Here is a 19,608-nt window from a genome sequence, read left to right on the forward strand (position 1 = left end):
TTGCCATTGAGAGTCCGTTAGTGCTTGAAACGATTCGTTCATGATCTTGGAGCTTGGTAACTACAAGATAAGACGGACTCTCATTTTTAGACTATCCAAAACATACTCTAAGTACCTCTATGAAAAAAATCAGTTTACTATGTATACTATTGGGCCTTTGTGCCAGCCTGTCCGTTCAGGCACAATCTTTCTCACTAGAGTCAATAAAAAGCTACCCTTTTCCAACCGGACTCACCAGTTCGGCGCAGGGGGCGAAGCTGGCATGGGCCTTTGATGAGCAGGGCAAACGAAATGTCTATGTCGCCGAAGGACCGGACTTTACGCCCCGAAAACTAACGAACTACACCGAAGACGACGGCCAGGAGTTGACCAGCCTGTCGATTTCAGATGATGGCAAGTGGGTCGTTTATGTTCGCGGTGGTGACCACGGCTCCAACTGGGACGATGAGCTACCCGTCAATACACTGTCGAGTCCAACTCCGCCTAAAGTGCAGATATGGAGCGTCCCGTTTGCGGGTGGCGAGCCCAGGGCCATAGCTGAAGGCGATGCGCCCGTCTTTTCACCGGGGAGCGATGGGGGAACGCCAGCCCGGGGCACGTCAGCCCGGGGCACGCCAGCCCGGATCGCGTTTGTCAAAGCTGGTCAGGTCTGGATAGCACCTGCCGACGGATCATCGGCCGCTAAAATTTTGTTTACCGCCCGGGGTACCAACGGCTCCCTGGCCTGGTCGCCCGATGGGTCGAAACTGGCCTTTGTCTGCGACCGAAAGGATCACGCTTTCGTGGGGGTTTTCACCAGCGAAGCGGCCCCCATCACCTGGATTGCCCCCACCTTCGCCAAAGACGGCTCCCCGCGCTGGTCGCCCGATGGCAAGCGGCTGGTGTTTGTTCGTACACAGGGTTCCGGTGGCGCTCCCGATTCGATTTTAACACCTAAACACCGCCCGTGGTCCATCTGGACGGCCGATGCTGTATCAGGTAGGGCGGCTCAACTCTGGCAGGCACCCAAAACGCTGGCCGGTTCGGTACCCACCACCCATGGCGGATTTAACCTGAACTGGGCCGCCAACGACCGCATCGTATTCCTGTCCTACCAGGATAACTGGCCACATCTGTACTCCATCGCATCGTCGGGGGGCGCTCCCCTCCTGCTGACGCCCACGCCGTTCATGGCCGAACATATCACCATGAGCCACGATCGCAAATGGTTGCTATTCAGCGGCAACACCGGCCCCGACAAGCTGGACATCGACCGACGGCATGTCGTACGGGTACCTGTCGATAAAGCCACCATGGAAGTGCTCACGCCCGGAACCGGACTCGAATGGACACCGGTCGTAACAGGTGACGGGGCCACCATCGCCCTGATCAGCGCAACGGCACAACGCCCGCCCCTGCCCGCCGTGATGGCATTCACCAAAGGCACGCCCAAACTACTGGGTCAGAACCTGATACCGGCCAGCTTTCCCCAGGGCCAGCTGGTTACGCCCAGACAGGTAACGTTCACCTCGCCCGATGGCGTGACCGTTCACGGTCAGTTGTTCGAACCGGCGGGTGGTTCATCGAAGAAATTGGCAGAGCGTAGCCCGGCCCTCATTTACGTGCATGGTGGCCCGCCCCGCCAGATGCTGCTGGGCTGGAACTACTCGGATTATTACGCCAACGCCTACGCTATGAATCAGTACCTGGCCAGCCAGGGCTTCGTGGTGCTGTCGGTGAACTACCGCCTGGGTATTGGCTACGGCTATGCCTTTCACAAACCCGCCAACGGTGGCGAACTGGGTGCGTCGGAGTACCAGGACGTGCGGGCTGCGGCCGTGTGGCTCACGAAACAAACGCAGGTCGATCCCGCCCGAATTGGCATCTACGGCGGCTCCTACGGGGGCTACCTGACCGCACTGGCCCTTGCCCGCGACTCCAAACTGTTTGCGGCCGGGGTCGACATTCACGGTGTTCATGACTGGAGCCAGGCGGGAGAAGGCAATAAACCGGGCGACCGTTACGAGAAGGTCCCCGACCTGGAGAAAGCCGCTAAAATTGAATGGGAAGCCTCGCCTGTTTCGTCGGTGAGCAGCTGGACATCGCCCGTACTGATCATTCATGGCGACGACGACCGGAACGTCCGGTTCAACCAGAGCACCGACCTGGTCCGGCGGCTCGACAAGCAGGGCGTCGCCATGGAAACGCTGGTCATCGTCGACGATACCCACCACTGGATGAAGCACAGCAACGCCCTGAAAATGGGAGCCGCCACCGCCGATTATTTCAAGCGAAAGCTGATGAAAGCGAAGCAGTAAATGTAGTGTGTGGATGTGGGGGTGCCGTTGATTCCTGTGCTGTCTAAAGGTGTCGGGATCCAGATCCGACACCTTTAGAATCAACGCTTAAATTGCGCCAGCAGATAGTCATAAAAATAGGTCGTATTGACCCCGGTAGCGATGGTGAGCGGGTAGCCCGATTCATCCAGACAGGTCTGTCCGGCATTAGGCGGACGGGTGCTGACGGTTGCTTTTACCACTTCGGTCGTGAACTGACCGGGCATAGCCAGATAGCTCGTGGCCAGAATATCCCACATGAAATAGGTGTAGTGGTAGCTCGGTATGGTGTCGATCGTCAGTGCCCAGAGCTGGCCCGTCAGGTTGGATAATGTATAGTCGATTTGCGTTGCCAGCCGCGACAGAAACGCCTTCGTTACCGGCACCTGGTTCGTTACGTCCAGCGGAATCAGCGTTAACGGTAGCTCGTAAGACAGCAGCTTTTGTGAACTGATCGGGTCCCAGAACACATTCCATTCGGCCGTGCCGTCGTGCTGAAACGTCTGCACGTTGCCTTGCGTCCGAAACGCCCCCGCCATCCAGATAACCTCGTCAATTTTACCCTTCAGTTCGGGTGCTTTCTCCAGGGCCAGCACCAGGTTGGAACAGGGACCGGTCATCAGAACGGTAACTTGATCGGCAGCGCCGGAAAGTTTCTCAATGATCAGATCCGGGGCGCTCAGGCAGGCATACGGATCGGGCGAGGGGGGCAGGTTGATCAACAGCGGCAGGGCGTTGATGATTTCGGGGCGCGCCCGCCACTCGTTCGGGAAGGCGTTGATACCGTTGTAATCACCTCGTCCGATCGGAATATCCTCCCGGCCCATTAACTGGAGCAGTTTGTAGGTCGATTCGAGCGCGGGCTCAATATAGCAGTCGGCAGGGGTAACGGTAATACCGATCAGGTCGACATCGGGCATTGTCAGCACGAGCAATTGAGATAACAGATCGTCAATCGCACCGTCGTGATCCATTAAAAGAAATTTCGGCATTATCGGTTAGCGTAGCAGGTTGTCGTACTCATTTTTTGGCGGCTGTGTATTTGGTTACCAGTTGCAGGGTATGTTCCAGCGCCTTAGCGTCGCTCACATCCTCATGGCCGGGCACCACGACCCGGGCCGTACCAAACTGGCTCATCAGCTTCCGGATGGAGCCTGCCCAGGCGTTTACGTTGGCGTCGGCGAGGTTACCCATGCCAAAAACAGCTACACTCTTCACCAGACATCCCCCGAACAGGACCTGATGCTTCGGCAGCCAGACGACAATGTTATCGCTCGTATGCCCTTCTCCGGGGAAGAAGCAGCGGATGGATTCCTGACCAATCGAGAAGGTGGTGTCGCCGGGCAAAATAGCGTCGGGCGACTGGAAACCCCGCTCAACGGACTTCCGGGCGGTTGCCGGGGTGCTGATAACGCGCACACCCGCCTTGCGGAGTTCACTGATTCCTGCCACCCGATCATCGTGCGCGTGGGTGACGATACACAGTCGAACCGGCTTGTGCAGGTTCGTAGAGACCCATTGCAGGACCTGGCGCGTGTTATCGGTACTGGTATCACTGTCCCAGCCCGTGTCCACCAGCACGACCCCGTCTTTGGTGTCGATGATCAATCCGTTGGATGGGTAAGGTTTACCACCGTACATACCGTAGGTTATGTGAACAAACACCCTGTCGCTGATGGGCGTCACCGAAATTGGGGGTGTCGGTACAGTTTGGGCCTGCATACGGCTAGCAAGCAGCAGGCCCATTAAAATGGTCAATAGAATGCGCATGAATGGTTTTGGGTTAACTCGTTTATACGATCCTAATCGATCACTGTGCCAATACGCCAACTTTCAGGAAGCTGGCACCCGTCTTACTGTGATATACCCGATGGTTCGCTTTCCGGTAATCGGCCGGTTTTGCGCTGAAGATGGGCACGAACGTTTGCGGATTGAGGTCGCTGAACGGGAAGCACGAACTCTGGATCTGGACCATAAGCCGGTGGCCCTTTTTGATCGTATGCAGCACGTCCTGCAACTCAACGGCTACAGGTGTGGGGGTATTGGGTGTAAACGCTTCGGGCTTGCCGGGGTTGTTGCGATACCGCCCCCGGATGATCTCGCTTCGGATCAACTGCTGGTAGTTTCCAAACACTACGTCGGGCTTTTTAGGGTCCTGCGGAGCATCGGGCGGGTAGACGTCGATGACTTTCACGACCCAGTCGGCATCGGTGCCGGTTGTCGAGACGGTGAGTTGCGCCAGGATGGGCCCGGCCAGCGTCAGGTCCTCGGTGAGGGCATCGGTCTGGAAGGTCAGCACGTCGGGCCGGGACGCGGCAAACCGCTGATCTTCGACCATGTACTCTGCCGAAAAGCCATCGTTGATCTTGCTGGAAAACGGTACCGGATGGGCGGGGTCCGACAGAAATTCAGAGAAGGCAGCCCCCGTAGCCGACGGTGTAAAGCCCAGTGTTCCGTTGCTTCCCAAAAACAACTGCTTCGATACGGTTCCCTTGGGTGGGTAGGTATCGAAGGTGCGCCAGCGGTTGGTTCCCGTTTCGAACAACGTAGCTTCGGGCAGGTCAAGTGGCGTGGCGGTCTGGCGATTCGGTTCGCTGAAGAGGTAATGTTTGAAAAATTTAGCTTCGATCGTTTCCTGATAATAAGGCGCGGTTTTCGAGCCGAAGTCAAGATCGGCCAGCGTCTGTCCCGACGGGCCCGCCCAGCCGCCATGAACCCACGGTCCCACAACGAAGACATTCTGGATACCCGGGTTCTGTTTCTCGATCGCCTTGTAGGTGTTGAACGTACCGAACAGGTCCTGCTCGTCGTACCAGCCGCCCACGACCATGACAGCGTGTTTGATGCCGTTGAGATGCGGCAAAATGTTGCGCTTCTTCCAGTGGTCATCGTAGCTGGGGTGATCGAAGTTTTCGTGGTAGTACTTGTTGCGGCCTTTGTAATACTGGCTTTCCGAATTTGCCGTTGGCCCCATGTTCAGGTAGAAATGATAGCCATCGGGGTCGTTGACCTCAAAGAGGGCTGGTGGGTTTTGCTTCGTAGGCTGCTTGTGTTCCTGAAAAAAGGTATAAAACGAGAAGTTGCCCGCGATCATGAATGCGCCATTATGGAAAGCATCGTCGCGCCAGAGGTCGGCCATAGGTGCCTGTGGGGAGGACGCTTTCAGGGCTGGATGCTCCGAAACCGCGCCCGCCGACGCGTAGAAGCCGGGGTAACTGATTCCCCACTGCCCCACGTTACCGTTGTTGGCAGGAATGTTCTTTAGCAGCCAGTCGATCGTGTCATACGTATCCGATGCTTCGTCGTGGTCGGCCTTCCCTTTTTTAGCGTCGATATGCGGAGTCATTTCCACGAACGTCCCTTCCGATGCCCAGCGTCCCCGCACATCCTGGTAGACGACAATGTAGTTATCGCGCAGCATGAAGGCGTTGGGGCCTACCCGCCGACGGATGCGGTCGACGCCGTACGGCTGGCAGCTATAGGGCGTTCGCTGCATGATAATCGGGTGTTTGGTCGCCTGGTCTTTTGGCGCGTAGACCTGCGTAAAGAGCTTGGTGCCGTCGCGCATGGGCACCATGTATTCAAGCTTCTGGTAGTTCTCACGCACGTAGACCGAGTCCTGGGCGGGGGTGAACGGGTATGGATTGGTCGATGGGGTCGATTGTGCAGCCGCACTAAACGGAATCAGCAACAGCAGATAGCGGAGTGTTTTCAAAGCAAATAGAGGAATGATGTTGATCGTTTTATTTGAGTAATAAAATTTGTTCAGGTTTATGTTGTATCCTGGCCGGGCTGGCGTATCCTGGACGGCCACGTCCGGGTAAAAATAGATTTTATTCTCGCCCGGACGTGGCCGTCCAGGATACGCCAGCCCGGCTAGGATACAACATAAACCTGAAGAGCTTTATATCTTAAAAAATAAGCATTGCGTTTTGCGTTACTGGTGCTCCAGCTCGATCAGATCCAGAAACAGCCGGGCAGCCGGTTCGATCAGGGCATCATTGAAATCATAGTCGTTGTTGTGCAGCGCCGGGGAGTCGATTCCGTTACCGATGCCAAACATAGCGCCTTTATAGGTTTGGGTGAACAGGCCAAAATCCTCTCCCCATTTGAACGGCTCCTGCTTTTCGATAAAGTCATACCCGCGCATCCGGGCACTTGCTCTGATCTGTTCAACGGCTTTTTCGTCATTTTCATTGGCAAAGAAAGCATCGGTGTAGCTAACCGCAACAACAAGACCGCTCTCTGCCGACAACTTCGATACTATGGCCAGCAGGTCGGTAGTCAGCGCGTCCATCCGGCCGGCATTTTGGGTTCGGAGCGTGAGGTGTACTTCGCCGTACCCGGCCGATATGCCGTACGACCGCTCGCCCATAGTGGTGTACACGGGGGTGATCAGCGCAAAGTCATCGGATGCCGGATCGGGCTGCTGGGCCTGTCTGGCCTTCAGCATGAAATCGGCCATAGCGTAAGCCGGGTTCAGTCCGTTCTCCGGTTCAGCCGAGTGCGATACGTAACCGGTAAATGTAACGATCATGCTCAGCACCGACGGCGTGAACGGGCCGGGTTTACAGACAATAACGCCTTGTTCGTAGCCCGGCAGATTATGCAGCGCAAAAGCCCGGTCAGGTCGGATTTCGGCAAAAGCCGGGTCGTTCAGCACCGCTGCGGCACCCTGCCCCGTTTCTTCGGCGGGCTGGAATACCAGGTATACCCGCCCTTTCATAATCGGATTTTCGGCCAGCAGCGACGCCAGCCGGGCCAGGATAGCCGCGTGGCCGTCGTGACCGCATTTGTGCGAAACCCCTTCGTATTGCGACCGGTGAGCAAAGGTGTTGACTTCCTGTATCGGCAGGGCGTCGATATCGGCCCGGATCAGCGTGACCGGCCCCGGCGCGTCCTGGCCGTATTGCAGCAGCAGTCCGGTACCGGCAACGTCGGTCATCCGGCTGGGCGCAAACTGACTGACGAAGGCTTTGATCCGGTGGCGCGTGTCAACTTCCTGACCGGACAGGTCGGGAAATTGGTGAAGTTCCCGCCGGAACTGGATAAACCGATCGGGTTCGTACCGTGTCATATAGCTATTCGTTTACCGTGCCTTGTGGGGAACATTCTTAATACCCTAGTGGCCATCATACGTTTTACCCGGACGATCAACTCCGTTGGGGTGTCCTGTTCATCCCATCTCAGCTTCGTAGGGGCGACCCAATTCGTAGACAAACTATGGGGCCGCCCCTAACGGGGCTGGAATTAACTAAGCAGACTATTTTCTATTGACAGGACACCCCTAGCGTGGTTGAACAGCGCCATAGCTCACCTTACTTTATCGCTTTAGCCATTGCCGGAACGTAGCGGGGCGGTTGCCGATACAACTGTACAGCACTGCCAGCCCGCCGTTGATCAGCAGGCAGATCGCTACCGTCGCCCACTGTCCCCGACTGCTTTCCATAGGTATGAGCATGGCGAACATGACAAACCAAACAACCACCATCACGACGGTTACCGCTATTTTCCTGAGCTTCGCCATGAGGGTGGTTGTTCAGAACTACACGGGCTGTTTCAACACTACCGGCTTCCCGAATACTTGGCGGGTTCGCTGTTTTTGGGCGTGCTCTTCTGGATAAACTTCCGCAGGTGCTCGTTGCTGGTAGCGAGGTCTTCCTTGCGGAGGTACATCATGTGGCCGCTCCGGTAACCTTCCCAATCGATCCGGTCTTTCAGCTTGCCGCTGGCGTCCATCTGCCACATGTTGTATTTGGCGTTGAAGTAGTCGCAGGCTCCGTCGTAGTAGCCCGACTGTACCAGCACGTGCAGGTACGGGTTCTGGGCCATGGCCTGACGCAGGTTTTCGCCGGTCTTGTTGTTGCTGTTGTCCCACGGAAAGGTCGGGCCGAACATGTAGTATTTAAGGTCGGTTTTGTAGTTCAGTTCTTCGCGCATGAACATGTTGATGGCGGGTGTAAACGAGTGCAGCCAGGAGGTCAGCTCCGCGTTATAATCGGGGGCAACACCCGCGTCTTTGCTGTCCATACCGAGGTAGCGCGAATCCAGCCGGCCTACCGTCTGGCTCTTGCTGCGCAGGAGTTCCTTCCAGAAATAGTTGGCAGGCACGTCCAGGTTTTGCTGCATCACCGCCGTTTCCGTCAGCCCCGAATAGCGGGCCACCTTAGCCGCAATCTCCTTCCGTTTCTGGTCGGTGAGCGAGCCGCCCAACGCCAGCGCGGGCAGGTATTCCTGGATCGTGAACGCTTCCACTTCAGGCAGCACGTCGGTCAGGTCCTTCTTTTGCAGATCGGCGGGAAGGGCTTTGTGGTACCAGGCCGTAGCGGCAAAGTACGGTAATTTCAAGGCCCCTTTGGCCGGTCCGTCGCGCTCGATACCCAGGTCGGTAGGCGATACCAGAATAACCCCGTTCAGGTACATCCAGTGCGCGTTTTGCAGTTCCAGCGCCAGCCCCGACACCCGCGTCGTCCCGTAGCTCTCGCCGATCAGGTACTTCGGCGACGCCCAGCGGTTGTTACGGCTTACGAAGGTGTTGAGCCAGTCGGCCAGGTATTTGATGTCCTGATTGACGCCGAAGAACAGTTTCGCAGCGGGTACGTCTTTATTGGCAGGCCGCGAGAAACCCGTGTTGACCGGATCGACATAAACGATATCGGCCACATCCAGAATAGAGTTCGGGTTGTCTTTGATCCCGTAAGGTTGCACAGGGTATCCTTCGTCATCGATTTTCAGGATGCGCGGACCAGTGTAGCCAATCATCATCCAGACCGAGGCCGTACCCGGACCGCCATTGAACGAGATCACCAGCGGGCGCGCCGACCGGTCGGTTATGTCGGAGCGCTCGAAATAGGTAAAAAAGACGCCTGCTACGGGTTTGCCTTCTTCGTCCCAGACGGGAATCGTGCCAACCGTCGATTTATACAGCACTTTCTGCCCTTTGATGGTGACCTGACCGCTGGTCACCACCTGCGAATCCATATTCAGGGTGCGGGGGCTGGTTTTGTCGACGGCGGTTGCTTTTTCGTCTTTGGCGGCTTGCTTCTCGGCAGAGGCTGGTTTCTGCGCCTGTGCGCCGATGAGTGTAGAAACCCCGATAAGTACGGTGAGGAAAACGTGTTTCATGAATAGGAAGATGAGTGATACGAACAGGGTTGGGTGACAGGGGACAGTAGCCCGTTTTTCGGTCGAAGATAGAAAGAAACGCAGAATACTATTTGGTGCTACCGCAGAAAGCCGCTCATTTTACGGATCAGTAGACCTCAGCAAAGGATAAGTTGCACTTAACCGAACCAGTCGAAAGCCCCTGCCCAAGTTTCCGTATTTTAGCCCGATCGCCTAACTAAATCACCATCATGAACTACCTATACGTCCTGCTTCTATTGAGTCCCGCCGTTCTGGCTCAGTCGCTCACCAAACCCGAGAAAGCCGTTCTAGCCACCGTTCAAAAACAGATGCCCGAGACCGAGGCCTTTCTCGAAAAAGTTGTCAACATCAACAGCGGTTCACTCAATAAAGAAGGGGTGCGGACAGTGGGTAAATTGATGTCGGATGAACTCGACAAACTGGGGTTCAAAACCGAATGGATCACCCTCCCCGACTCGCTCAACCGGGCCGGTCATCTGGTGGCCACGCGGCAGGGCAAAAAAGGCAAGAAACTATTCCTGATCGGACACCTCGATACGGTCTTCGAGAAGAGCCTGCCGATGGAGCCGTTCACCCGCGTCAACGACTCTACGGCCGCTGGTCAGGGTGTCAACGACATTAAAGGGGGCGACGTGCTGGTGATTGCGGCCCTCAAAGCCCTGCACGCCCAGAAACTGCTCGACGATACGTCCATTACGGTCTATTTCACAGGCGACGAAGAGAGCGGTGGCGGGGCCGCCAGCCGGATCGACTTCGTGGACCGGGCCAGAAAATGCGATGTAGCGCTGGCCTTCGAAACGGCGCAGGGCCTGCACAGCGTCACCACCGGTCGGCGGGGGTCGAGCAGCTGGACGCTCAACGTAAAAGCCCGTACCGGCCATTCTTCCCGCATTTTCAGCGACCTCGGCTACGGCGCTATTTACGAAGCCGTCCGGATTCTGAACGAATTCCGTCGCACGCTGGGTCAGGAACAATACCTGACGTTCAATCCCGGCCTGATCGTGGGCGGTTCGGAAGTGCATTACGACGACAAAACCGCCAAAGCTGAAACCATCGGCAAAACGAACATTGTGGCGGGTACCGCGCTGGTCAAAGGTGATCTGCGGTTCCTGACCGAAGCCCAGAAGGAAAGCGCCCGCAGCCGGATGCGCGAAATCGTCGAGAAAAACCTGCCCCTGACCAAAGCCACCATCTCGTTCTCCGACGGCATTCCCGGCATGGAGCCCTCGGCGGCCAACGACGAACTACGCAAACAACTTGACAAACTCAGTCAGGATATGGGTCTGGGGCCGGTTCAGGCGGGTGATCCAGGTTCGCGCGGGGCGGGCGATGTATCGTTCGTGGCGCAGTACATGCCCTGCCTCGATGGACTGGGTGCTTCGGGCAAGGGCGCGCACAGCATCGAGGAAACCATGAACACGAAAGAATATCCGTTGCTGATTCAGCGCGCGGCTTTGTTCATGTACCGGCTGACGCGATAGAAAGCTGATTGGTAGGGCAGTAATTTTCTAATAACCGTTTCAAATAACCACTATCAAATAACCACTACCAAATAACCGCTATCAAATAACCACTACCAGGGGCTACGCCCACTGGCAGGGTTAAGTTCGCACCCTGCCAGTGGGCGTAGCCCCTGGTAGTGGTTATTTGATAGCGGTTATTAGAAAAGGTAACCTTTTTAGGCTTCGTAACCGAACCTAATCATCATACCCAATCCTAAAAATCAGCGTTCTCTTCACATATACGCTTCATCGCGGCCAACGCGTAGTTTTACGATGTGGAGCGCGTTGAGGAGTTTCAGCAACGGATAGGCCGGGTCGAACTCGTGCCAGCGGAAACCACCGAAGTTGGGTCGGCCACCGTATTTGTGGTGGTTATTGTGGTAGGATTCGCCCATCATCAGGAAATCGAAGGGCAGCAGATTCCGGGCGGTGTCGTTAACAACAAAGTTGATATACCCATACCGGTGTGCATACCAGTTAATGATGGCACCGTGAACCGGTCCCATAAAAAAATGGATGGGCAGGAGCAGAAACAGCCAGGGCGAGGTTGCAAACTGGATGTAGAACAGTGTATAGGCCGTTCCCCACGCCAGCCGCACTGGCCACCGGTCGCCCAGCCGCTCCATCCACGGCCAGTTGGGTACGCCTTTCTTGAACTTTGCCGGTATCGAATCCCGGTCGTTGAGGATGTCGTTATAGTAGGTACGCGTCTTCCACATCATATCGAACAGATTTTTGGAGAAGTCCGGCGAGTGCGGGTCCTGATCGGTGTCGGCATGGGCGTGATGCAGGCGGTGCATGATCCCGTAAGCACGGGGGCTCAGAAATGAAGAACCCTGCCCAATAAACGTAAGGATGTAGAATACTTTTTCCCAGCCTTTGCTCATCGTGAACATCTGGTGGGCGGCATAGCGGTGAAGAAATAGCGTTTGCATTAGTACCGACAGGTACCAGTGGGCGAGAAAAAAAGCGAGAATGATCATTAAGAGACAGAGGTCCGGCATGAACCGGAACGGCGAGTGAATAAATAAAACGAATTTAAAGGTGGTGAAACTGCTGGCATCCGGCTTTGACCTGATTCAGTTCATCGGACAGTCTGTGGAGTTCGGCAGTAATGGCCATACTTGTGTACAAACCGGTGTTCGGTTTACAACAGAATGTTCGATCGGTTGGGGTGCAGGACGAACGTTCGCAAACCATATTCAGCCGCAAGCGCTGACAATTGGTTTCTATGCGCTTCAGATGGCTATAGTATAGAATAGCCTCATGACTCAGTCGGGAGAGATTTTGCTTTTTCGGCAAGTTGGTCAGCCACAGCAGGAGTTGACCGGCTTCGGCTTCGTTTCGACTAATGAGCGTGATCCAGTACAGGTGTTGGCTCTGGCAGGTCTGAGCGACTAAGGGATCACCACCCTGGGGCAAATCGATCGGTATCTCGGGCATAAGAAGCGGTGAAGAACTTTCGGCAGTAAAAGTAGACCTCCCGCAAAACGCCCTTCCTGACACTCGTCACGTCGATAAATGAGTTTGGTTAGGCCTGTCGTGACAGGTCAGGCGTACCGGCCGACAAAAAAAGTACCGCCCGGCTAAACCTTTCCCAGGTTGACCGGGTTATTATATTGTACACAATTTAATTGTAGACAATGGATAAGTTATTGCTCGCTAATCAAGTCTGTTTCCCTCTCTACGCCTTATCGCGTCAGGTAACGGCACTCTACCGGCCGTTGCTGGAGAAACTTGACCTGACCTATCCGCAGTATCTGGTGCTGTTGCTGCTCTGGGAAACGGATCGTGTTTCGGTAAGCGACATCGGCGATCGGCTCCTGCTGGATTCCGGTACGCTCACCCCTCTGCTGAAACGAATGGAGCAGAAAGGGCTCATCAGCCGTACCCGTAACCCGGCCGACGAGCGCCAGGTCACCATTCAGCTTACCGAAAGCGGGCGGGCGCTACAGGAGCAGGCACTCAACGTACCAACTGATCTGCAGGCCAGTCTGAACCTGGGCAATGAGCCGTTGATTGCGCTGCGTGTGCAGCTACAAACCTTACTGGATCAAATTTCTGTCATAAAATAAATCAATACACCATGTTACAAGCACTGTATACGGCTCATGCCACCGCTACCGGCGGACGCGATGGCCATGTCACTTCATCCGATCAGGTTCTGAACCTCGACGTTCGTACGCCCCGTGAATTAGGGGGCGGTGGTGGTGCCTTCACCAATCCCGAGCAACTTTTCGCGGCTGGTTATGCCGCCTGTTTCGATAGCGCCCTGAACCTGGTTATCCGGATGGGAAAAGTGAAAACGGGGACGACCACCGTAGACTCCGCAGTAAGCATCGGCAAGCTGGAAGCGGGTGGCTTCGGTTTGGCCGTGACGCTGGCCGTGAACGTGCCGGGTGTCGATCAGGCAACGGCCGAAGAACTCGTTGCCAAAGCCCACCAGGTGTGCCCCTATTCGAACGCCACCCGTGGCAACATCGACGTAACGCTGGCAGTGACCAGCCTGGATCAAACAAACGCAGTAGCATGAATAATCAACAAATAGTGCTGGCATCGCGCCCTAAGGGGATGCCGGATACGGCAACGTTTCAATTTGAAGACGTTCAACTCTCCCCGCTCAAGCCGGGTGAGGTACTGGTTGAACCCACTTACTTCTCCGTTGACCCTTACATGCGCGGTCGCATGAATGATGCGAAATCGTATGTTCCACCGTTTGTCGTTGGCGAACCTCTCGCGGGTGGTGCCGTCGGTAACGTGATCGAAAGCCAGGCCGAAGGCTTTGCCCCCGGCGATCTGGTGACGGGTACCCTCCCCTGGGCAACGCAGGCAGTCGTTCCGGGCAACAGCCTGAAGAAACTGGACCCCAGTCTGGCACCCGCCAGCTATTACCTGGGTATCCTGGGTATGCCGGGCCTGACCGCCTATTTCGGTCTGCTGGACATTGGCAAGCCTAAAGCGGGTGAAACCGTAGTGGTGTCGGGCTCAGCCGGTGCTGTAGGCATCATTGTCGGGCAGATTGCCAAAATCCAGGGATGTCGCGTTGTGGGCATTGCCGGATCGGACGACAAGGTTACCCTCCTCCAAAACGAATTCGGGTTCGACGCGGTCGTCAACTACAAGACCGCACCAGACCTGACCAAAGCAATAGCCGAAGCCTGCCCGGACGGTGTCGATGTCTATTTCGATAACGTCGGTGGTGAGGTATCGGATGCGGTGATCAGAAACTTGAACTTCCATGCCCGTATTCCGCTGTGCGGACAGATTGCCTTATACAACACAACCGAGATACCAACCGGACCCCGTATCCAGCCGATGCTGCTCACCCGCAGCGTGCTCATGCAGGGGTTCATCGTCAGTAATTATCAGAATCGTTTTGGCGAAGGTGTTCGTCAGCTGGCGGCCTGGGTTACAGAAGGTAAGCTCAAGTATACCGAGACGACCCTGAACGGATTCGACAAACTTCCCGAAGCCATGCTGGGCCTGTTTACCGGTCAGAATACGGGTAAAATGATCGTAGAGGTCTAGACGCTGACCAACAGGGCACCCTCCAAAAGGAACTGTTTATGGACTTGGGCTGCGGTCTAAGCCCGTAAACAGTTCCTTTTGTCTGGTAGTATTACGTATAGCGACGTTACAACCCGATAGACACTATGGAACCATCCACGCTGGAACCCCACAAAGCAAGACGGGGCGAAAAAACCACTCTTGTCGGTATTGCCGTCAATATTGGATTGGTACTGGTCAAGGGAACTGCTGGCTGGCTGGGAAATTCGTATGCCCTCATCGCCGACGCCCTCGAATCGGCGACCGACATTGTCACCTCTATTTTTGTCTGGTTCGGCCTACGGACAGCCTCGAAAGCACCCGACCGGAACCACCCCTACGGGCATGGCAAAGCCGAACCCCTGGCGGCTATGGTTGTGGCGCTGGCGCTGGTGGGCGCGGCCGTACTGATTGCCGTACAGAGCGTACAGAATATCCAGACCCCACACGAGATACCCAAGCCGTTTACGCTGGCGGTACTGGCGGGAGTGGTGGTGATAAAGGAAATACTGTTTCGGCGTATTGCTAAAGTTGGAGCCGAAGTGGAAAGCAGCGCGGTTAAAGCCGATGCCTGGCACCACCGCAGCGACGCCATCACCTCGTTAACCGCTTTCATAGGCATTGGCGTTGCCCTGATTGGCGGTCCTGGCTACGAAAGCGCCGACGACTGGGCGGCCCTCCTGGCGTCAGGATTCATCATCTACAACGCGTATCACATCTTCCGGCCCTCGTTCGGCGAGATCATGGACGAAACGCCGGCGGGCGACTGGCAACCGGAACTGGAGGCCATTGCCCGCCAGATTCCTCACGTAAAAGGCATCGACAAATACCGCGTTCGCAAGACCGGGTTCGAGTATTTCGTCGACCTCCACGTGCTGGTGCCGGGCGAACTGAGCGTTAGTGAAGGTCATACCATCGCGCATGCCGTTAAAGCCGCCATCATCGCCGAGAAACCCGCCGTTTACGACGTGCTGGTGCATATCGAACCTGTTTGACCCAGGCGGGTCAACGGGGTTTCAGGCGGCCTTCAGGTGGCTGAACCAGCGTGGATTTTGTGCAACTGGCTGGCCGATGAATAGCACCGACCGGGTCACTAAAAGACCTGACCACCTAAACACCTTCGTTAAAAATAGAGTTAAACTCTAGGAATACTTCCTGATAAAATCGGACCAGGTTGGCCAGCGCGCTTTGCTATTGGTCTGACATACAATTACCTGTATGCGTGTTTGCCTTACTGCTATTCGTCTATTGATTCAACCCCACAGACATACCTCGCTCATACACAGACTGATTTGCCTGTGCATGAGTTTATACGTCCTTACACTCAGCGTTCATTCACCAGACCAATACCGCGGTTGGGTAGCGCAGGGGGAGCAGCGGCAGGATTTAGCGCTCAACGACACCGAGACCCTGCCTGAACCGGTTCTGGAAGATTGCCTGGATCTGGAAGACCCGATTCCTGAACCGGATGAACCGGAAGAAGAAGTGGAGCAAACGCTGTTGGAAAAAGACTATGTCTTTACCCCGTCGTTTTCCCTGCACACGCCCACATTTCCAGGTTTGCCCCTTTTAACCACGCTGATACCGTTCCAACCGGCATTTGTAGCTGGTCTGGTTTCCGACATCAACTCCCCGCCCCCGCAACGCCAGGCCTGTTAGCCAATGGCCATCGGTTGATAATCGTCTGCCTGTTCTTTCTTGAAAAAGAGGGTGGCTTGTCGTGACTATCACCCTGGCACGATCCGTATCCAGGGCTACCTACCCCCGACCTTTTGTGAGTCGTCACAATAACCGTTTATCATTTATGCTACTCGACAAATCAATCCCATTAACGTTTTATGTCCGCGAAATACGCCGGGAGGCTTTGTTCGTCTTCCTGTTTGCCAATCTGGTCGTTCTGATCAAATTATATTTCAGCCTGTGGACGCTGACGATCCCCGTTGCCATTCCTACCCTGCTCGGTACCTGTATATCGCTGCTGCTCGCTTTCCGCACCAATCAGGCTTATGATCGCTGGTGGGAGGCCCGGATCGTGTGGGGGGCTATCGTCAATGACAGCCGCAGCTTCATCCGGCAGCTTCAGATGTTCCTGGGCGACGAAACGCCCGATCGGCAGGCGGTGATCCAGTCGTTCGTCATGCGCCAGTGTGCGTGGTGCTACGTGCTGGGCGATTCGTTACGGGAACAGGGTGTGAATGAGCGCCTGCACCAATTTCTGTCTCCGGCCGATGCGGAACGAATCGCGCAGTCTGACAATAAACCGAACGCCCTGCTGACGGAGCATGGTATGGCCATCCGCCAGCTCTACGACGCAAAACTACTGACCGACTTTCAGATGAATCACCTCAGCACTACGCTCAATAGTCTGACCGATTCGATGGGGCGGTGTGAGCGCATCAAAAGAACGATCTTCCCCCAAACCTACACCTTCAACATGCGGGTGTTCATCTATCTTTTTGCCGCCATCCTCCCTTTCTGTTTCGAAGCGGCTATTTATTTCCTCGATGTGCCGCTCGTTACCGTGATTGCTTCGGCGTTTATTCTGATCGAAAAAAGTGCGCTTCAGCTCCAGAATCCTTTCAACAATAAACCCACCGACACACCCGTCACCACCATTGCCCGCTCGATCGAGATCACCCTCAAGACGATCACGGGGTTTCATTCCATTCCACCACCCCTACCAGCAGAGCCCTATTACGCCCTGTAGCGTTCGCTCTCTTTAGCTGATCGTAGCTGATAACCTGCGCTTTGACTGATTTATGAAAAAGACAACGTTTTCTTTTGATACCGATCGCTATAAGTCCCGCGGTCATGGTTCCCTGTATAGTACCGTTCAGGCCTTCACGTATGCCAGCGACGGCCTGGAGGATTGCCATTTTACCATCAATACGTTCGACAACACAGCAATCGGTCATTTTCCGGTTGAGTCGGCTACGATAACGCTTTCGAAGCGTCAGGCCATTAAATTTGCCCGGGATATCCTTACACTTTACGCACCGGTTGTTTAAACCGGTAAGGGCTATTGCCTGAAAACCGTAGTTACCCCTCCTACCGATACGCTATGATTCCAACGTCGTCCCGGCTACAGCTAGCCTCTAAACTCCCCAGCGTAGGCACTACTATTTTTACCGTTATGTCCAAACTGGCGACTGATGTGGGGGCTATCAATCTGGCGCAGGGCTTTCCTGGTTTCAACTGCGATCCGGTACTGGTATCGCTGGTGGAAAAGTATCTTCGAAGCAACCTTAACCAGTATGCGCCCATGGCGGGTGTGCCGGTGCTGCGCGATGCCATCGCCCGCAAAACGCTCGCCTGCTACGGCGTCGGATATGATCCCGACACGGAAATCACGATCACTTCGGGTGCCAGTGAAGCCATTTTCGATGCCGTAACGGCGGTCGTTCGTCCGGGCGACGAAGTAATTGTGTTCGAACCGGCCTACGATTGCTATGTACCGGCTATTGACCTGAACGGCGGGGTGCCGGTCTATGTGGCCCTGTCGGCACCCGATTACAGCATCGACTGGCCGACGGTAGCCGACGCGATTACCGACCGGACGCGGCTCATGATCGTGAATACGCCCCATAACCCCAGCGGGCGGGTCTGGACAGCCGACGACCTGACGCAGCTGGCTCGTCTTGTGCGGGATCGCGACATCTGGATCGTAAGCGATGAAGTCTACGAGCATATTCTCTTCGACCAGCGTATACACCATTCCCTGATGACCCATCCTACCCTCCGCGAACGAACGTTTGTGGTAGGATCTTTTGGCAAGACGTTCCATGTTACGGGCTGGAAAATAGGCTACTGCCTTGCTCCGGCTGCCTTCACCACCGAATTTCGCAAGGTCCATCAATACCTGACATTCAGCACGGTCACCCCCATTCAATACGCCCTCGCCGATTACCTCAGTCAGCCCGATCATTACCGGGCACTACCTGATTTCTACCAGCGCAAACGCGACCTGTTTCTGGATAGCCTGCGTGACTCCCGCTTTACCTTTACACCGACCGAAGGGAGCTTTTTCCAGACCGTCTCCTATGCCGCCATTACGACCGAGCCCGACTATGACCTCGCCGTGCGGCTGACCCATGAAATTGGTGTTGCGTCGATCCCGGTATCGGTATTTTACCACCAGCGTACCGATAATAAAATCCTTCGGTTCTGCTTCGCCAAAGAGGATGCTGATCTGCTCAGAGCTGCCGAACGCTTGTGCTCCCTGTAGGCTTATCGACCTTATTAAAAACTCATTAAACAGCTACACTTTAAACCGGGTTATTAGATCGAACCAAGTCTGTTCCGTTAAGAATAACTATCACCTACTGTCAACATTATGGATCGCTATCAACAGGTATTTGAAAACAACAAACAGTGGATTTCCGAAAAAACAACGTCTGATCCTGACTTCTTCGCTCGCTTATCCAAGGATCAGCAACCGGATTTCCTGTATATCGGCTGTTCCGACAGCCGGGTGCCAGCCAACGAAATTATGGGACTTGGACCCGGCGAGGTTTTCGTACACCGGAATGTGGCGAACATCGTCGACAACAACGACATGAATGTTCAGGCCGTCATTCAGTATGCGGTCGAATACCTGGAAGTTAAATACATCGTCGTTTGTGGTCATTATGGCTGCGGAGGCATCAAAGCAGCCATGAATCCTACCGACATGGGCCTGCTCAGCGGCTGGCTACATAACGTGACGGACGTATACCGGCTGCATTATGATGAACTAACGGCCCTTACCGATGAGACCCAGCGCTACCGCCGGTTGGTTGAGCTGAACGTAGCTGAACAATGCCTGAATGTGATCAAGGCCGCTTATGTTCAGAAAAGTATCCTGGAGAATAAGCTCATTGGTATCTATGGGTGGGTATACGATCTGCACGACGGTCAATTGATTGACCTGGAAGTAGACGTCAAATCGATGGTCACCAAGAATAAAGATATCCTGGCCAAGCAAAGTTTTCTGTACTAATTAACCTTGCCTGAACAGACCGCCGGCGAGCGTATTGCGATTGACGTCAATACCTCGTCCGGCTTAAGTAATTGCGCAGAATTAAATTTCATTATTTTCAATCGGTGATTTGTCATTCCGA

General features: G+C 55.1%; 19 protein-coding genes. 11 read left to right on the top strand and 8 right to left on the bottom strand.

The features are described 5' to 3' along the window. Nucleotides 1-119: 119 nt before the first annotated feature. Complete coding sequence (locus tag FH603_RS18805) at nt 120-2,297, top strand: S9 family peptidase (protein ID WP_186739234.1); 2,178 nt, start codon at nt 120-122, stop codon at nt 2,295-2,297. Nucleotides 2,298-2,377: 80 nt separating this feature from the next. Here the strand turns inward: FH603_RS18805 and FH603_RS18810 are convergent, their stop codons facing one another. The 6 genes from FH603_RS18810 to FH603_RS18835 form a co-directional block, all read right to left on the bottom strand. Further along, entirely contained in the window at nt 2,378-3,307 is a 930-nt protein-coding gene (locus FH603_RS18810; protein WP_186739236.1) for a nucleoside hydrolase, read from the bottom strand. 28 nt (nt 3,308-3,335) lie between these two features. Next, nucleotides 3,336-4,085 carry a subclass B1 metallo-beta-lactamase gene (gene bla, locus FH603_RS18815; RefSeq protein ID WP_186739238.1) on the bottom strand — a complete coding sequence of 250 codons (750 nt, stop codon included), beginning with the start codon at nt 4,083-4,085 and terminating at the stop codon, nt 3,336-3,338. Between the two features lie 40 nt (nt 4,086-4,125). Further along, nucleotides 4,126-6,030, bottom strand: coding sequence for a CocE/NonD family hydrolase (locus tag FH603_RS18820; protein WP_186739240.1), 1,905 nt, complete (start codon nt 6,028-6,030; stop codon nt 4,126-4,128). A 222-nt stretch (nt 6,031-6,252) separates the two neighbouring features. Further along, nucleotides 6,253-7,392, bottom strand: coding sequence for an amidohydrolase (locus FH603_RS18825; RefSeq protein WP_186739242.1), 1,140 nt, complete (start codon nt 7,390-7,392; stop codon nt 6,253-6,255). Between the two features lie 246 nt (nt 7,393-7,638). Next, complete coding sequence (locus tag FH603_RS18830) at nt 7,639-7,842, bottom strand: hypothetical protein (protein WP_186739244.1); 204 nt, start codon at nt 7,840-7,842, stop codon at nt 7,639-7,641. Between the two features lie 38 nt (nt 7,843-7,880). Beyond that, entirely contained in the window at nt 7,881-9,440 is a 1,560-nt protein-coding gene (locus FH603_RS18835) for a S10 family peptidase (protein WP_186739246.1), read from the bottom strand. 230 nt (nt 9,441-9,670) lie between these two features. Here FH603_RS18835 and FH603_RS18840 point away from each other — a divergent pair, with 230 nt between their 5' ends. After that, nucleotides 9,671-10,942 (top strand): M20/M25/M40 family metallo-hydrolase, encoded by a 1,272-nt coding sequence (locus tag FH603_RS18840; RefSeq protein ID WP_186739248.1) that lies wholly within the window; start codon nt 9,671-9,673, stop codon nt 10,940-10,942. A 254-nt stretch (nt 10,943-11,196) separates the two neighbouring features. Here FH603_RS18840 and FH603_RS18845 read toward each other — a convergent pair whose 3' ends face one another. Together FH603_RS18845 and FH603_RS18850 are read right to left on the bottom strand one after the other, a co-directional pair. Continuing rightward, on the bottom strand, nt 11,197-11,946 hold the full coding sequence (locus FH603_RS18845; RefSeq protein WP_186739249.1) for an acyl-CoA desaturase: 750 nt from the start codon (nt 11,944-11,946) through the stop codon (nt 11,197-11,199). 55 nt (nt 11,947-12,001) lie between these two features. After that, nucleotides 12,002-12,406 (bottom strand): hypothetical protein, encoded by a 405-nt coding sequence (locus tag FH603_RS18850; protein WP_186739250.1) that lies wholly within the window; start codon nt 12,404-12,406, stop codon nt 12,002-12,004. Between the two features lie 200 nt (nt 12,407-12,606). Between FH603_RS18850 and FH603_RS18855 the strand changes: the two genes are divergently transcribed. The 9 genes from FH603_RS18855 (at nt 12,607) to FH603_RS18895 (ending at nt 19,487) form a co-directional block, all read left to right on the top strand. After that, nucleotides 12,607-13,038, top strand: coding sequence for a MarR family winged helix-turn-helix transcriptional regulator (locus FH603_RS18855; protein WP_186739251.1), 432 nt, complete (start codon nt 12,607-12,609; stop codon nt 13,036-13,038). An 11-nt stretch (nt 13,039-13,049) separates the two neighbouring features. Beyond that, nucleotides 13,050-13,496, top strand: coding sequence for an organic hydroperoxide resistance protein (locus tag FH603_RS18860; protein WP_186739252.1), 447 nt, complete (start codon nt 13,050-13,052; stop codon nt 13,494-13,496). Next, a complete protein-coding gene (locus FH603_RS18865; RefSeq protein ID WP_186739253.1) occupies nt 13,493-14,491 on the top strand; it encodes an NADP-dependent oxidoreductase in 999 nt (332 codons plus the stop codon). Before FH603_RS18860 ends, FH603_RS18865 begins: the two co-directional genes overlap by 4 nt. Nucleotides 14,492-14,616: 125 nt before the next feature. Next, entirely contained in the window at nt 14,617-15,504 is an 888-nt protein-coding gene (locus FH603_RS18870) for a cation diffusion facilitator family transporter (RefSeq protein ID WP_186739254.1), read from the top strand. 307 nt (nt 15,505-15,811) lie between these two features. Continuing rightward, a complete protein-coding gene (locus FH603_RS18875; protein WP_186739255.1) occupies nt 15,812-16,168 on the top strand; it encodes a hypothetical protein in 357 nt (118 codons plus the stop codon). Between the two features lie 145 nt (nt 16,169-16,313). Beyond that, nucleotides 16,314-17,216 (top strand): bestrophin family protein, encoded by a 903-nt coding sequence (locus FH603_RS18880; RefSeq protein WP_186739256.1) that lies wholly within the window; start codon nt 16,314-16,316, stop codon nt 17,214-17,216. Between the two features lie 52 nt (nt 17,217-17,268). Next, nucleotides 17,269-17,517 (top strand): hypothetical protein, encoded by a 249-nt coding sequence (locus FH603_RS18885; RefSeq protein ID WP_186739257.1) that lies wholly within the window; start codon nt 17,269-17,271, stop codon nt 17,515-17,517. A 53-nt stretch (nt 17,518-17,570) separates the two neighbouring features. After that, a complete protein-coding gene (locus FH603_RS18890; protein ID WP_186739258.1) occupies nt 17,571-18,734 on the top strand; it encodes a methionine aminotransferase in 1,164 nt (387 codons plus the stop codon). 108 nt (nt 18,735-18,842) lie between these two features. Then, the gene (locus tag FH603_RS18895; protein WP_186739259.1) at nt 18,843-19,487 is read left to right on the top strand and encodes a carbonic anhydrase; all 645 of its coding nucleotides are present in this window, start codon (nt 18,843-18,845) and stop codon (nt 19,485-19,487) included. Nucleotides 19,488-19,608 lie beyond the last annotated feature (121 nt).

The sequence above is a fragment of the Spirosoma utsteinense genome (assembly GCF_014282275.1).
Taxonomy (GTDB): Bacteria; Bacteroidota; Bacteroidia; order Cytophagales; family Spirosomataceae; genus Spirosoma; species Spirosoma utsteinense.